Source organism: Paraferrimonas sp. SM1919 (genome assembly GCF_010993985.1).
Lineage (GTDB): Bacteria > Pseudomonadota > Gammaproteobacteria > Enterobacterales > Shewanellaceae > SM1919.
The window spans coordinates 1-14,947 of record NZ_WINH01000003.1; the positions used below are offsets into that span (position 1 = coordinate 1).

General features: G+C 43.3%; 12 protein-coding genes and 1 pseudogene. 5 read left to right on the forward strand and 8 right to left on the reverse strand.

The window, feature by feature from the left end:
- Positions 1 to 650: 650 nt before the first annotated feature.
- Positions 651 to 1,997 (forward strand): group II intron reverse transcriptase/maturase, encoded by a 1,347-nt coding sequence (gene ltrA / locus GFB48_RS02200; RefSeq protein ID WP_163930706.1) that lies wholly within the window; start codon positions 651 to 653, stop codon positions 1,995 to 1,997.
- An 85-nt stretch (positions 1,998 to 2,082) separates the two neighbouring features.
- Here ltrA and GFB48_RS02205 read toward each other — a convergent pair whose 3' ends face one another.
- The 3 genes from GFB48_RS02205 to GFB48_RS02215 form a co-directional block, all read right to left on the reverse strand.
- Complete coding sequence (locus GFB48_RS02205) at positions 2,083 to 3,909, reverse strand: AAA family ATPase (protein ID WP_163930708.1); 1,827 nt, start codon at positions 3,907 to 3,909, stop codon at positions 2,083 to 2,085.
- Positions 3,910 to 3,943: 34 nt separating this feature from the next.
- Positions 3,944 to 4,333: a hypothetical protein gene (locus GFB48_RS02210; protein WP_163930710.1), complete on the reverse strand. Its 390-nt coding sequence runs from the start codon at positions 4,331 to 4,333 to the stop codon at positions 3,944 to 3,946.
- Positions 4,334 to 4,740: 407 nt separating this feature from the next.
- A complete protein-coding gene (locus GFB48_RS02215; protein WP_163930712.1) occupies positions 4,741 to 6,108 on the reverse strand; it encodes an alkaline phosphatase PhoX in 1,368 nt (455 codons plus the stop codon).
- Positions 6,109 to 6,329: 221 nt separating this feature from the next.
- Here GFB48_RS02215 and GFB48_RS17660 point away from each other — a divergent pair.
- From GFB48_RS17660 to GFB48_RS02235, 4 genes and pseudogenes are all read left to right on the forward strand, one after another.
- A pseudogene (locus GFB48_RS17660) lies at positions 6,330 to 6,470 on the forward strand (glyoxalase); the annotation flags it as partial.
- Between the two features lie 220 nt (positions 6,471 to 6,690).
- Positions 6,691 to 8,370, forward strand: coding sequence for a methyl-accepting chemotaxis protein (locus tag GFB48_RS02225; RefSeq protein ID WP_163930716.1), 1,680 nt, complete (start codon positions 6,691 to 6,693; stop codon positions 8,368 to 8,370).
- A 380-nt stretch (positions 8,371 to 8,750) separates the two neighbouring features.
- Positions 8,751 to 9,614 carry a glutathione-dependent disulfide-bond oxidoreductase gene (yghU, locus tag GFB48_RS02230; protein WP_163930717.1) on the forward strand — a complete coding sequence of 288 codons (864 nt, stop codon included), beginning with the start codon at positions 8,751 to 8,753 and terminating at the stop codon, positions 9,612 to 9,614.
- Positions 9,615 to 9,645: 31 nt separating this feature from the next.
- A complete protein-coding gene (locus GFB48_RS02235) occupies positions 9,646 to 10,698 on the forward strand; it encodes an alkane 1-monooxygenase (RefSeq protein WP_163930719.1) in 1,053 nt (350 codons plus the stop codon).
- Positions 10,699 to 10,713: 15 nt separating this feature from the next.
- Here GFB48_RS02235 and GFB48_RS02240 read toward each other — a convergent pair whose 3' ends face one another.
- From GFB48_RS02240 to pgl, 5 genes are all read right to left on the reverse strand, one after another.
- Complete coding sequence (locus tag GFB48_RS02240) at positions 10,714 to 10,932, reverse strand: hypothetical protein (protein ID WP_163930721.1); 219 nt, start codon at positions 10,930 to 10,932, stop codon at positions 10,714 to 10,716.
- A 19-nt stretch (positions 10,933 to 10,951) separates the two neighbouring features.
- The gene (locus GFB48_RS02245) at positions 10,952 to 11,668 is read right to left on the reverse strand and encodes a pseudouridine synthase (RefSeq protein ID WP_163930723.1); all 717 of its coding nucleotides are present in this window, start codon (positions 11,666 to 11,668) and stop codon (positions 10,952 to 10,954) included.
- A gap of 90 nt (positions 11,669 to 11,758) precedes the next feature.
- Entirely contained in the window at positions 11,759 to 12,391 is a 633-nt protein-coding gene (locus tag GFB48_RS02250) for a bifunctional 4-hydroxy-2-oxoglutarate aldolase/2-dehydro-3-deoxy-phosphogluconate aldolase (RefSeq protein WP_163930725.1), read from the reverse strand.
- Positions 12,392 to 12,408: 17 nt separating this feature from the next.
- On the reverse strand, positions 12,409 to 14,235 hold the full coding sequence (gene edd, locus GFB48_RS02255) for a phosphogluconate dehydratase (protein ID WP_163931031.1): 1,827 nt from the start codon (positions 14,233 to 14,235) through the stop codon (positions 12,409 to 12,411).
- A gap of 12 nt (positions 14,236 to 14,247) precedes the next feature.
- Positions 14,248 to 14,946 carry a 6-phosphogluconolactonase gene (gene pgl, locus GFB48_RS02260; protein WP_163930727.1) on the reverse strand — a complete coding sequence of 233 codons (699 nt, stop codon included), beginning with the start codon at positions 14,944 to 14,946 and terminating at the stop codon, positions 14,248 to 14,250.
- Position 14,947: the final 1 nt, after the last annotated feature.

Genomic DNA, 14,947 nt, shown 5'->3' on the forward strand with positions numbered 1-14,947 from the left:
TCAGGAATGGTTGTACACCCTAAGATAATAATACTGATAGCAAAGACGAAGTATTTTCTCATGGGTTGCTCTAACGCTTTGCTCACCGGTAAATTAGGAGCGCAGCGAGTAATTTATCCGCGTGCAGCAACTTGTGTACGCCCAGCATGGGCATGAACTAATGAGGTGAAAGTCCTCTGTGGGAAGATCACCATTAATTAACATACTGTTATTAAATGCTAACTACTAGCGAATGGCAAGGGCTTATCCGTGAGGATAGGTCTGGAGGAAGCCCCTAGCAAATTTGCGAGCTGATGAACAAGAACATCATATGAGGCGTAGGCTAGAGGTGAGTTGGCACAAGACAACGAAACCACGTGATCTAATGGCCACCGTAAATGATGCAGCAGTGCAAAGAAAGTTCATGTTCTTATCTGGGGAGATCTGCTTAACAGGCGATCGGTAACTAACCAGTAAGGCTCTGGTATACAAGTGCCTTGGCTTTTCAGTGTCATCGACTGAAAAGAGCGAACCAGATGAAAACCGATAGCGCATGATGGGGTAACCCATCTTGTGATTAAGCAGAAGTCAGCAGACGGCATAGTAGCCCAACGCCCATCGTAATGGATAGGACATGGTGAAGGCCCGAACATTTAGAGGAAGGAGGAGTCTTGTCATACTTGTCGATACCCACTACGTCGCCAGACGACTACTATCAGCAGCGTACAGATAGGCAACCAACCTTCAACAGTGATCTATTCCAACAGCTGCTCGAACCAGAGAATCTACATCGCGCATGGCGTCAAGTTAAAGCCAATAAAGGCGCGGCGGGCATCGATGGTATGACCATCGAAGCCTTCCCGCTCTGGATGCAACAAGAAGGCTGGCAGCGATGTAAAACTCAACTTGAGTTAGGGCAATACCAACCTTCATCGGTCAGGCGCGTGGAGATTGATAAACCCGATGGCGGTAAACGCAAACTGGGGATCCCAAATGTTATTGACCGTGTCATACAGCAAGCGATTGCGCAAATCCTCACCCCACTATTTGACCCATTCTTCTCGGCTAATAGCTTTGGTTTTAGGCCGAATAGGAATGCCAAACAAGCGGTACTGCAAGTTAGTAACATCATCAAACAGAAACACAAAATTGCTGTCGACGTTGATCTGTCTAAGTTCTTTGACCGAGTTAATCATGATCTCTTGATGACCCAACTAAAGAATAAGGTACAGGATAAGCGCCTTTTGGCACTTATCGGTAAATACTTACGTGCAGGTGTGATGATCAATGACCAATTTGAGGCAAGCCTTGAGGGGGTACCTCAAGGCGGTCCACTCTCACCATTATTATCAAATATTATGTTAGATAATCTGGATAAAGAGCTAGAAAGCCGAGGGCACCAATTCGCCCGCTACGCAGACGACTTTATCATCTTGGTAAAATCTAAACGAGCAGGTGAACGGGTACTTAAGAGTATCACTCATTATCTTGCCACTAGGCTAAAACTGGTCGTTAATGAACAGAAAAGCCAAGTGGTTAAGGTAGCTCAAAGCAAGTTCCTAGGGTTTACCTTTAAGCGAGGAAAGATCCAATGGCATGCAAATACGCTGCATACATTTAAGCAGAAGGTAAGACGGCTGACCAACCGAAATTGGGGCGTTAGCATGGGGTATCAACTGCATAAACTGCGGCAATATATGCAAGGCTGGATCAACTACTTTGGCATCGCCAATGCTTATCAAGGATGTGTAGACCTAGACCATTGGATCCGTCGCCGAGTGCGTATGTGCTACTGGCGTCAGTGGAGGAAACCGCGGACTAAGGTACAGAATTTACTTAAGCGTGGCGTCAGGATCCAAGCAGCCGTTGCCTGTGGTATTACAAGCAAAGGCCCATGGCGCAGCTCTAAAACCCCTGGAATACAGCAAGCGTTGAGTAATGACTATCTTAAGAAAGCAGGCTTATACTCACTAAGAGCAGGATGGATCGCAGTTCATTATCCTAACCAGAAAGTCTAGTTAGGTGTCCTAAATGAACCGCCCTGTGCGGAGCCGCATGCAGGGTGGTGTGGGGGCTGAGGGTTAGATACCCTCGGCTACCCGATTAGCCATTTGCCAGCTGTGAAACAGTTTGAATAATTTCTTCGATCTCATATCTGTCTACACCGTCGTCACCACAATATTTTGATCTTTCTTTAATTTGTGCAGCTGTCATCCTTGGCCAGAATCTTTCCAATACATCATCTTTTCTAACGGTTAATGCTGTTGCGATTTTCTTTTTCGCATCACAGGTATCTGTGTACTCAATGTTGACACCATGAGAAGCTTGAAAAAGGGCAGGATCTAGATAGTTCTCAGGCTCTCTTTTCCTGGTAAGGAGCGCAATTTTTCCTTGCGCCTTCAGTTCAGAAATCTTCTCCATATTTCTTGGATTTTGAATTGGATCCCCTAGATCAGAATCCATCAATATTCCCCACTCCAAACCCAGTTGATCAATAAGCTTCTTGGACACCCAATGCTTTAGATTTCCACAGCCACCTATAGGAATGCAAGCTATCCCCAGTTCAGACAGGGTGTTTTCAATATCACCATTAATCTTTAATTGCTCAGCGGAATGGTTAACAAATGTCACGTCGCTATGACCTTCTACTAGGAGAACACCCCGTGATGATGCAATTTCACTTTCAGGAAGTACCCCTAGACTGATTGCTACCTTTTCAAGGACTTCATCTGACCCGCTGGTTATATTAGGAGTGTTATTTTCGTCTTTCTCGATAAAGCGAATAGACTCTATAGGCAGAAGTCCAGCCAACGCTGGGACATGCGTTGTTAATAATATTTGGCAGTCAGGTCTGCATGACAAGGCGATTAGCGCCTCAATAAGCATGATTTGATAGCTTGGGTGTTGTGATGTTTCAGGCTCTTCAATAGCGTATATAACCTTAGGAGAGCTTTTTTCCACCCGAACCTTTTCCGCTTCAGCTCTAAAAAAGTTAAGCAAAATAAGCCTTCTAACACCGCTACCACGCTTATTTATCGGAACTCCTCCCTCACCATCTAACGTGAAATTGAAAGTCCACTTTGGCTTATCCTTGAACCTTGGGTGTAATTCCGAAGCCAGCGCCGGATCCATTTCCCGTAATTTTTCTTTCGTACGCTCTGCGACTTCCAAAACAGACTGTTCGATTTTTTCTTGCAGCTCATCTATTTCTTTCTGAAGTGATTTTTTTGCTTGATCTACCGCAACCTGAATTGGGTTTTTTGCCTCAGGATCAGAATCGTTACTCTCTCTATCAGCCTTGAACAAGGCAAAAGTAGGCATTTCTGCCTCAATTTTCTTATATATATTCTTTGATTCTTTTTCCAGCGCACTGACATCCAAATAGAAGTCCGTCAGTTGTAAGTTATCAAATTTATTCCAGATAGCAGAGCGCCATAAACTTGAAACTCGCTTATCCTCTACCTCTCCATCGACACCTAACTCTTTACCTCGCGCCTTTAATTCCGCTAGTTTTAAGCTGTGTAGATCATTAGCGCTTTCGAGAGAAGGGTGCATGCAGCGAATTAAAATGGAAGGTGCTGAGACTGTTTTTTGTACCTTGTATACCTTCGATATTTCGATATCACCATTGCTATTTAGTAGGTATTCATTTTTAAAGCTTGTAGGATAATTCTCATCAACAACAACTTCTTCAGATAATTCATCAAAAATACATGATATTTTTATTTCAGAATCATCAGACTCTACATTTTTATCATCACTATCTATTTTCACAGACTTGTTATTAAAGAAAATCTCGAGTGCCTCAAGAATCGTGGATTTTCCTGCGTCATTTCTTCCGGTGATACCCGTTAATCCATCCTCAAATGATACGGAGGTCTCCTCTTTATAGCCTCTAAAGTTTTTTATCTTTATTTCCTTGAGTCGCATAAAACCTCCTTAATATGATTGTGTGGCTAACGCCCTAATCAGCCGAGCCGTTGTTTGGCGTCGGCTGCAATTGATTGTTAGGTAACGTTGCATGCCCAGCTTTGACTTGTTCTGCTATGTACTTATCTATAGCATTTTTTAAATTGCTGCTTGGGTTAGTGTTACAATATGAACCGATACTCAAAATAAAATTTTGACCTTCTGGCATTTTGTCAGGTGACTTACCTTGTTTAAAAATAACACCAGATCCTGTTAAGTAGCCAGCCCACCAATTTTTATAACCATATTGCAAATTGGGTTCATTTTTATTTTTATTATATTGAGAGCACTCGACGCTACCGAATACAGTATTGCTTTCTGTTGCGTGTAATTGCTCAACAATAATTAATGCAAATACGAGTGTAATCAGTTGCGAGAAGCTCATTTAGTAACCTAACAGCTTATTAAGCGGAAGCTCGATAAACTTCCGCACAAAATTTAACTTACAAATAATATGTCATTTTAAACTGTTGAAATAAAGTACAAATTTTCGGAAAAGATTAGAAAAACTGAAAATCCCGCTCGGCAAAAACGAGACCGTGGATGTAGGGTTTCCCTACATCCCAGGGCTACTTTTCATTTAATCAATAACTTAGTTAAATTTTGGAAGATTATCGAGCCTTCAAAAAGCCAATTTTGGCTCTGTTTGTCACCCTTTAATCCCCAAAACAGTTATACCTGTATAAATGAACACGTATTGGTGGGTTTGAGAGTGCTATTTTCGCTGCCCTTATAGCTAATCACTACCCACTCGAAGGGGGTAGCTCGCTCTCGTATTCCGCAACCCATAACCTAGCCCTTAGTAACACTTCCCCATGGCCCAGTAATGGCAAGCGTCTTTGAACCCTTATAAACATTCACAAATAAAGTGCTGCCATCCGGAGAGAAACAGGCTCCAGCGGGTTCGGTTTGTGCCGTTAAACGAGCAAATGGGTACAAACTGCCATCTGGCGCGACGCCCCTTAGGTAATTATTGACGCTGTCTGTGTACTGGTCTTCACACACCAATAAGTGGCCTTGGGGTGTCACTGTGATATTGTCGCCAAAGTTAAAATCCGCTTTATCTAAGGATTCGACAAATAATTGGATTCGGCCTGGGCTTTGTTCTTCTTCGCTACTGCCCTCATACTCGGATGGCTGATAACGCATAATTTGGCCATGCTTAATGCCACCACCATTAGTACAACAAAAATACAGTTCGTTATCGCCCCAATGAATGCCTTCACCACGGGCGAATAAGGCTGCACCTTTGCTGTAGCCTTGTTTGCGTAAGTCATCTTCTGGGCTTTCAGGATTTTCAATATCAATCCAAGTGGTTGCAAACCATTGCGATAGTGGCATTGCCTCTGAATCCCAATTTCTGGTATCAAATTGTGGTTGGTTTAACACCACTAGAGCTTGCAAACGACCGCCCTTGTGCAATTTGCCATATTCGTTGGGAATAAAGCGGTAAAATAAACTGTCGCTCCAATCCTCTGTTAGGTAAACAATACCTGTACGGGGATCCACCGCAGCAGCTTCATGTTGAAAACGCCCCATGGCTGTGAGTGGTTTAGCAGCCACCAGGCCATCTGAATTGGCGGGGACTTCAAATATATAGCCATGGTCTTTACTTAACCCTTCCCCCGCGCGGGTATTGGTTTCTTCACAGGTTAACCAAGTTCCCCAAGGGGTTACCCCGCCAGCACAATTACGAATCGTACCGATCAGGCTTAAATATTCCTTTTCTAATTGGCCGGTTTTGATGTTGTACACCAATGTAGTAGTTCCGCCAGGTAGCGCTTTCCCCTCAGCGTTAGTGTCGTAGGCTTTATCGTCAGTTAGCTTTTGAATGGATGATGGCTGTTTTTTTAAGTGTTTGGGGCTGAGTTCGTGGTTGCGAATAAGGGCCACGCGATCGGCATCTAATTGAATACAGCCCATGCCATCTGCGTTATCAGGCACATGTAAGCCATCAGACATCAACTGGCCAAATTGTGAGATCACTTTATAGCTAAAGCCGCTAGGTAAATCTAATAGGCCATTAGGATCGACCACTAAATCGCCATAGCCTCGGCTGAGTTTGTTGATGCGAACACTGCTACCGGCGAAGCTACAGCCCGTTAAACCAGTGAATGCGAGCGCAGTTAACCCCAGTGTAAATTGCCTACGTGTAATCATGAAATTCCCTTTACAATACCTTAAATAGGGTCCGTTGCCCCTAATTAACCTTCAATGAGTTAACGATTATTCGGCAAAAAACGTTCTATTTCAAATGCTTTAACCAGTTGACCGTTTCAAAAAGCCTGAATACCTTTTCGTTAGAGGTTTATGTTTACGATAAGTATCATGGTTTTTATTGGTGGCCTGCTCAAACTCGTTAACATTCAGTTGGGCTTTAGCAACGAATGCAATCACCACCTGACGACTTCCTAGGTGAAAAACCTTATCCGATGTTTTACATGGAATACCCATTCGGTCACATCATAGAGATTTACAGCCACCGCTACCAGTTACATTACGACGCTGGCGCGTATAAATAAGTCTAAAGCACCCTCTTCTTGAGGACGTTTGGATTTCTGTTTTCAGCAATAAATATTAGAAACCCTTATCATTACCATGCATGTTGGTCTAAACCATGACCCCACAGCAAAAGACACAACAAAGCAAATATTTACAATAATTTACAATATATTTTATTGTAGATTGGATGTCACTTTTGTAGCTTAAGTCACTAATAATACAATAATAATAGGCATTGTTATGGGTATCAAAGATTTACAGTTAAAAGTTAAGTTACTACTAATTTGTATTTTCACTATGCTAATAATGGCTATCAGCTTATTTTTGCAAACTCACTCAGAGTTAACCCACCTTAAACAACAGCAACTTGAACAAATCAAAGCCAACTCTTTGAATCAAAAAAAGCATGAATTACAATCCATTGTCATCACAGCCTTATCATCTCTTTCTCCAATCCAAGCCCAAGACAATAATAAACAACAAGCCATGATCAGTAAGATCAATCAACTAAAATTTTCAGATGAGGGTTATTTTTTTATTAATAGCCTTGACGGCTACGGCATAGCCAATGGTAAAAATCAAAAAGTGACCAACAAGTATTTGTTAAAAAATGCAGACGGCAGTATTAACACCAACATCAACAATCAAATTGAACAAGCAAAAGCTGGCGGCGGATTTTTACAATATTCAGGCAGAAAGCCCGGCTTTGGGGAAGCCAAGTTTCCCAAATTAACCTATGTCAAACCTATCCCAAATACCCAGTGGTTTATTGGTGCAAGTTTTTTCATAGATGATATCGATGCGATTATCGCTCAACAACATAACTTAGTTGACAACACCGTAACCGAAATCATTGTCAGTAATAGCTGGTTAACAGGCTTACTCACGATATTGTTAAGCTGTTTGGCCACTTGGGCTGTGCATCAAGCGTTGTCACCACTTGATAAAATGCACACTAAGTTACAAGATATCGCAAGGGGTAATGGCGATCTGACTAAGCAACTTCCCGTTATTAACCGCGATGAGATTGGTAAATGTTCTACCGCATTTAATGACTTTTCAAACAAAATTAAGCAATTAGTTATTGATGTAAACATACAGGCTGCTCAAATTAAAAGCGCCAGTCAAGATCTCGATGAGAATGCGCTAACTAATCAAAATAGAATTGCCAACCAAAAGCAAAAATCTGAACTGTTGGCCACTGCGATTAATGAATTACTCGCTAGTGCTGAGGAGATTGCCGCTTCAGCTCAGTTGGCAGCCAAGGAAACTGTTAACGCCAGTTTATCCGGCAATGAAACCCTACAAAGTATCGATTTAGCGATAGCAAAGCTGGTTGAACTTTCCAATAAAATTACCGCTACCGCTCAAGCTGCCCAGGACTTTAAACACGAAACCGATGCGATTGAGAAGGTGTTAGAGGTCATTCAAGGTGTTGCAGAACAAACTAACCTGTTAGCATTAAATGCCGCCATTGAAGCGGCCCGTGCAGGTGAGTATGGCAAAGGCTTTTCTGTGGTTGCAGATGAAGTAAGAACATTAGCCAGCAAGACTCGCGCAAGTACAGAAGAAATAAACCTACTGATCAGTAAGCTGCAAAATAGTTCAAACCAAGCCTATTTGGCGATGCAAGCAAGCGAGCAAACGTCAAAGCAAACCATGCTCGAAGCAAACAAAGCCAAACAAGCAGTGCAAAATATGAGTCATTCGATCGAGTCCATAAATGATATGAACGCTCAGGTAGCCATTGGTGCTAAGCAACAAACCACGGTTACCCAACAATTAAACTCTAATGTGCATGCATTGTTTGAACTGGCGGATGAATCAAGTAGCGCATTCATTGAAATCACAAGTACCAGTAACGCTTTAAAATCAAATGCCAATAAATTAGCTGAAAATATGTCGCAGTTTAAAGTTTAAAATCGTCACAAGTTAGCGAGCGCCAAAGCTCAAGTTTTGCTTAAGGCTAATGACTGTCTTTGCTGTTTTGATTGGCTATTGCTTTAATGAGTTCGAGTTAAGCAATCCACTTCTGTTTGCTAAATACACAACTATTGCTTAATTCGAATTTAAATTTTTTGTTGGCGCTAGGATAAGATCCGAATGTTTGTTGATTTGCCCCTAGTATAGCCAAACTTATCCAGAAGCTAAGTTGTTGTTCAGCCGCCGCTAACGTTTGCTGCCCCTATCGTTAAAAATCTAGCCATTGCTCCACCCTATTATTTACTTTGTCTCTAATCTGACTTAAGTTGTTCTATTAGGTCGATATAGTTAAACAAATCACCATAAGGAAGCATTAAATGAGCGATTATCAACCAGAGAAGGTTTGGACTTGGAAGCAAGGAAATGGCGGTAAGTTTGCTAATATTAACCGCCCTATTGCTGGTGCCACCCATGAAAAAGCCTTACCCCAAGGTAAGCACCCCATTCAGCTTTATTCTCTGGCTACGCCTAATGGCGTTAAGGTCACCATTTTATTAGAAGAGTTACTCGCCCTGGGTATCAGTGAAGCCGAGTACGATGCCTTTATTATTAATATTATGGAAGGTCAGCAGTTCTCTTCAGGTTTTGTAGATATTAACCCTAACTCTAAAATTCCTGCCATGGTGGATGTTTCTACCACACCTATTACCCGCGTGTTCGAGTCTGGTGCGATTTTGCTGTACTTGGCAGAAAAGTTTAATAAATTTATTCCAACCCACCCTACCGATAAAGCTAACTGCCTATCTTGGTTATTCTGGCAAGTGGGAACAGGGCCGCTACTAGGTGGTGGTTTCGGTCACTTTTACGCTTATGCGCCTGAAAAGTTTGAATACCCTATCGAGCGCTACACCATGGAGGTCAAACGTCAGCTAGACTTATTGGATAAACAACTGGCTGAAAATACCTACATTTGTGGTAATGAGTATACTATTGCTGACATGGCCATTTGGCCTTGGTACGGCGCTTTGGTTGCCAACGAAGTGTATGAAGCCGCTGAATTCTTAGATACCGCCAGCTACCAGCATGTGAACCGTTGGGCGCAGTTGATTCGCAACCGCCCTGCTGTGCAGCGCGGTAAAATGGTCAATAAAAGTTGGGGTGAACCTGCTGAGCAGTTGCCTGAACGTCATGATGCGACAGATTTTGAAACCAAAACCTTGGATAAACTGAACAAGATCTAAGTGTAACCCGAACAAACGAAAGGAGTGTGCCATGAAAGCAGTAAAATGGTTATTTTACGGATTTATGGCAATCTTGCCGTTACTATTAGTAATAAGTCCAATTTGGGCTTATTACTCTTTTGATAATATTTACCTTGCTACAGGCCAAGGCTTAATTGTTTTATTTATTGTCTTGCCAATTATTGATGAACTGACCAAAGGTTTGAAAATCAATAATGAATACCTCAGTAAACACCCGTTATTACTGTTATTGCCTGCTCTAGTACTGCCATTACTGGTAATACTTATCGGATGGGGATTAATACAAGTCTACGCCCTTTATCAACAACAACTTTATATGCCAGCGCTATTGTTGACCATCAGTATTGGGGTAGTAAATGGCAGTTTTGGCATTAATGCCGCCCATGAGCTGCTGCATAGGCGTCAGAGCTGGTGCCAAACCACCGCAGGGGTCATGCTGTCCCTTTGCGGCTATGGTGGTTTCAAAATTGAGCATGTGTTTGGTCACCATAAAGACTTAGCGACTGATAACGATCCTTCCTCTGCTGCCAAAGGCGACATGCTGTTGCCGTTTTTTATAAAGGCCATGGTACTTAATCAATTGAAAGCCTTTAAACTGCAAGCCAAGTTCAAAAACAAACTGCAATTTGGTGGGCAAGAATATTACCTATGGCAGGGTTTGTTTGGTCTTTGTTTGTTGCTGAGCTTTGTGTATGCCGGTTGGCTTGGTTTAGCTTACTTTATTGTGCAATCCGTGTTTGCGATATTTATGTTAGAGGTAGTAAATTATATTGAACACTATGGTTTAAGGCGTAACAAGCGCAATCAAAAATCCTATGAGGCAGTGCAGTATCACCATTGCTGGAATTGCAGCAACTGGCTAACCAATTACGTATTATTCCAATTACCTAGACACAGTGATCACCATGTCCATGCCAATAAACCTTTTTACGAGTTAAAGGATCACCCACAAGCACCACAATTGCCTTTCGGTTATGCGACTTTGGTGGTGTTTGCTTTAATCCCACCTTTGTGGTTTTACGTGATGAACCCAAGGTTAGAGCGGTATGTAAATAACGCTTAGACATTCGACGTAAAATTATTTACCCATTACCGCTTTATTACCGATAATTTTAAACGCAGGCGTACCTCGTACTAAGGTACGCCTTGCAAACTGGGTTTCACAACTTGGGCAAACACCCTCTTGCTCGGTATGATCTTCGCTTATGCGCTCGACAAAACATTTCACTAAAGCGCCCTTACCACCCTTATGATATCGGTACAGTAAGGTTTTACATTTATTACAGCGAATTGCCACGGTTCTGCTGGGTAATTTTTTATTGGGTTTTGCTAAGTACTTGCTCCACTTCGGCTTGAGTTAATGCTCGGTATTGCCCCACCGCAACATCGGTTAAAGTAAATGAACCAACACTTTGCCGATGTAAAGCCAAGACTGGATTGCGAAAACGGCCAAACATACGCTTAATTTGGTGATACTTACCCTCTTGCAGAGTCACTAAGGCTCGTTTTTGTGACACTATTTCAAGTTGCGCTGGCATTGTAGTAATGCCCTCATAGCTAAATTCCATGCCTTTGGCAAAAGCTGAGGCATATTCATCGGTTAACTCATTCGCCAGTGTCACTAAGTAAACTTTATCGACCTTAGCATCTGGGTGCATTAACGCCTTTGAAAAGCGGCCATCGTTGGTCAGTAGCACCAAGCCGGAGGTGTTTAAATCTAAGCGGCCGACAATATGCAGATCACTGGCGTCATCAGTGCTTAATAAATCTAATACCGTTTTATGGGCGTCATCCTTAGTGGCACTGACTACACCAACAGGTTTATGCAGCAAAAAATATTTAGCTTTGGTATATGCAAAACATTTTCCATCCAGGCACACTTTATCAAACTGACAGATAATTTGGTCTACGCCTTGGGGGGGTAAGTCATTAACCGTGATCCGCTTTTGCGCCACCATTAGCCTTACCGCTGCCTTTTTAATTTGGCATTGTTTGGCAATAAATCTGTCTAAGCGGAATTGATTAGTTTGCATGTTGGTCTAAACCTAACGTAGCCAAAAGGATTAATAACAAAAAAGCCCCAGCATCATTGCTAGGGCTTGAATTTTAACGACTTAAATCAATTACGCCAGTGCTTCTTGGCACAGCTGGGTAATTTTGTCCCAATCACCGGCCGCTACGGCATCGGTAGGGGCAATCCAACTGCCACCCACACATGCCACACTAGGTAGTGCTAAGTAGTCTTTGTAGTTGCTTAAGCTAATACCACCGGTTGGGCAGAAAGTCACACCTTGTAGAGGACCCGCCCATGCTTTAAGGGCTTTCACACCGCCGTTGACTTCTGCTGGGAAGAACTTAAGATGAGTGTAACCCAACTCGACCGCAGTCATTACTTCAGAAATGGTCGCGACCCCTGGGATCAGTGCGATTTCGGCGTCTTGGCCAGCTTTCAGCAAGTCAACACTCGCGCCCGGACTAATGGCGAACTGCGCACCTGCATCAATCACTTGTTGTAATTGCGCACGGTTCATTACCGTGCCGGCACCAACAAGTGCTTCTGGTACCTCTTTAGCGATTTTCGCAATCGCTTCGATGGCACACTCAGTACGCAGCGTAATTTCTAATACACTAATACCACCGGCAACCAAGGCTTTTGCTAAAGGTACCGCTTCATCAATGTGGTTAATCACCATTACTGGTACCACTTTTGAGCGCGAGAATACATCCTTAGTCGCGACTTTCCAGTTATTAGACATCTTCTATTTCCTTATTATTAATGTAATTCGTCGCTAGTTTTAGTCGCGCGAGCACCTAATTCTGGCGCAGTGAACTGACTACGCAGGCCCGCAAATAGCTCGCGGCCCATGCCCCACTGATTATTGAGATCTTTCTGAACATAACGTTCACGCTTAGCCAGCTCTTCTACACTTACGTGTAGGGTTAACTCACCTGTATTAGCGTTTAGCTCAACAATGTCACCGTTTTGCACTTTACCAATTAAGCCACCATCAATGGCTTCTGGGCTAATATGAATGGCCGAAGGCACCTTACCTGACGCGCCAGACATACGGCCATCGGTTACCAGGGCAACGTGGTAGCCTTTGTCCTGCAGAGAGCCTAGGATTGGAGTTAAACGATGTAATTCTGGCATACCGTTGGCTTTCGGGCCTTGACCACGAACCACTACAATACAATCTTTGTTGAGGGTGCCTGCATCAAATAAGCCTTGTAGCTCTGACTGATCATCAATCACAACCGCTTCAGCTTTAACATGACGGTGCTCAATAGCTACCGCAGATACTTTAGAAACACCTCGACCTAGGTTACCTTCCATCAGCGCTAAACCACCGTTTTCTTGGAATGGATTCCTTACTGGACGTAATACTTCTTCATCTAAGGAATGTTGTGGACCTTCAACCCATTGCAGTTCACCATCAATCACTTTCGGTTCCATGGTGTATTTGTCTAGACCTTCACCCACACAGGTCTTAACGTCATTATGCAGGTAGCCACCTTCTAATAACGTCTTAGTTAGGTAAGCCATACCACCGGCAGCGTGGAAATGGTTAATGTCTGCTTGGCCGTTCGGGTAAACACGGGCAACTAAAGGTACTGCCGCTGACAGTTCTGAGAAGTCATTCCAATCAACAATGATACCGGCAGCACGGGCAAAGGCCACAATGTGCATGGTGAGGTTAGTTGAACCACCCGTAGCTAATAGACCCACAATACCATTTACAATCGCTTTCTCGTCTACTACTTCAGCTAGTGGTACATAATTACCGCCTTGCTTAGTTAAACGACAAACTTGCTTAGATGCAAAATCAGTCAGCGCGGTACGTAGACCACCCTCTGGCGGCACAAATGAAGAACCCGGTAGCTGTAAACCCATTAGCTCAATCACTAACTGGTTCGAGTTGGCGGTACCATAAAAAGTACAGGTACCGGCACTGTGGTAACTGGCAGATTCAGCCGCAAGCAGCTCTTCACGACCCACTAGGCCTTGGGCAAACTTTTGACGTACGCGGGCTTTTTCTTTGTTAGGGATCCCCGAAGGCATTGGGCCAGCAGGAATAAACATGGTTGGCAAATGACCAAAACTTAGCGCGCCCATTAATTGCCCAGGAACAATCTTGTCGCAAATACCTAAGATTAGCGTGCCATCAAACATATTATGAGATAAGCCCACTGCGGTCGACATCGCAATCACTTCACGACTTAACAGGCTTAACTCCATACCAGGTTGCCCTTGGGTGACACCGTCACACATGGCTGGAACACCGCCAGCAACCTGGGCCACTGAACCTACGGTATTTACTGCAGCTTTAATTTGGTCTGGGTAGCTTTGGTATGGTTGATGCGCTGACAACATATCGTTATAGGCAGTAATAATACCAATGTTGGCTTTGGTCAGAGAGTTTAAAGAGGCTTTATCGTCTTTGTTACAAGCAGCCCAACCATGAGCTAAGTTACCACAGCTTAATGTACCCCGAGGTACACCCTGATCTGCGGCATGCTTCATCGCAGCTAAATACTTGGCACGGGTTTCTTTAGAGCGTTCAATAATACGCTGTGTGACTTTTTCAATAATTGGGTTCATCATTTTACTTCCTTACGCAGACCAATATACATCCACAGGTGCTGCTTTTTGGTTGAGCACTGCACGAATTGGCATGGTTTTAATATCCTTATCACTAATAGCTTGATTATATACATCAAGTTTTTCTTGACCGACAATATGCAGGTAAATTTGCTTAGCCTTTAAAATGGCACTAGCACTAAAGGTAATACGAGCATTTGGCGCCGTGGTTGGGTGGGTTGCCAGTAATAAGGCATCTGTATCAAAACACTCATCCACTTGCTCACAACATGGGAACCAAGAAGCAGTGTGACCATCGTTACCCATACCTAGCACGACCACATCGAAAGGTTGTGGTAGGTTAGACAAAGATTCGGTGACCATTTGTAAGCCCTGCTCTGGGGTTTCAAACATATTTACCAACGGCCGGAACTTGGCCGTGGCAGCCTTATTTTGCAGTAGGTTTTCACGAACGGTTTTTTCGTTGCTGGCAGCATCGGTATTCGGCACCCAGCGCTCATCGACTAAGGTGACGAACACGTCTTGCCAATCAATGGCAATATTACTTAGGGCTTGGAATAAAGCCTTAGGGGTATTGCCCCCTGAAACCAACAAACTGGCACTGCCATTGGTATCAACCGCGGCTTGTAATTGCGAAGCTATTTTTTGACTTAACGCCGCTTCAAGCTCGCTAGGTTGGTTAAATTCTTTAAATACAGAAACATCAATCATT

Excerpts from the sequence above, each read along its gene's own strand:
- GFB48_RS02205 (WP_163930708.1), bottom strand. The coding sequence starts at position 3,909 with ATGCGACTCAAGGAAATAAAGATAAAAAACTTTAGAGGCTATAAAGAG.
- GFB48_RS02210 (WP_163930710.1), bottom strand. The coding sequence starts at position 4,333 with ATGAGCTTCTCGCAACTGATTACACTCGTATTTGCATTAATTATTGTT.
- GFB48_RS02215 (WP_163930712.1), bottom strand. The coding sequence starts at position 6,108 with ATGATTACACGTAGGCAATTTACACTGGGGTTAACTGCGCTCGCATTC.
- GFB48_RS02225 (WP_163930716.1), top strand. The coding sequence starts at position 6,691 with ATGGGTATCAAAGATTTACAGTTAAAAGTTAAGTTACTACTAATTTGT.
- yghU (WP_163930717.1), top strand. The coding sequence starts at position 8,751 with ATGAGCGATTATCAACCAGAGAAGGTTTGGACTTGGAAGCAAGGAAAT.
- GFB48_RS02235 (WP_163930719.1), top strand. The coding sequence starts at position 9,646 with ATGAAAGCAGTAAAATGGTTATTTTACGGATTTATGGCAATCTTGCCG.
- GFB48_RS02245 (WP_163930723.1), bottom strand. The coding sequence starts at position 11,668 with ATGCAAACTAATCAATTCCGCTTAGACAGATTTATTGCCAAACAATGC.
- GFB48_RS02250 (WP_163930725.1), bottom strand. The coding sequence starts at position 12,391 with ATGTCTAATAACTGGAAAGTCGCGACTAAGGATGTATTCTCGCGCTCA.
- edd (WP_163931031.1), bottom strand. The coding sequence starts at position 14,235 with ATGAACCCAATTATTGAAAAAGTCACACAGCGTATTATTGAACGCTCT.
- pgl (WP_163930727.1), bottom strand. The coding sequence starts at position 14,946 with ATGATTGATGTTTCTGTATTTAAAGAATTTAACCAACCTAGCGAGCTT.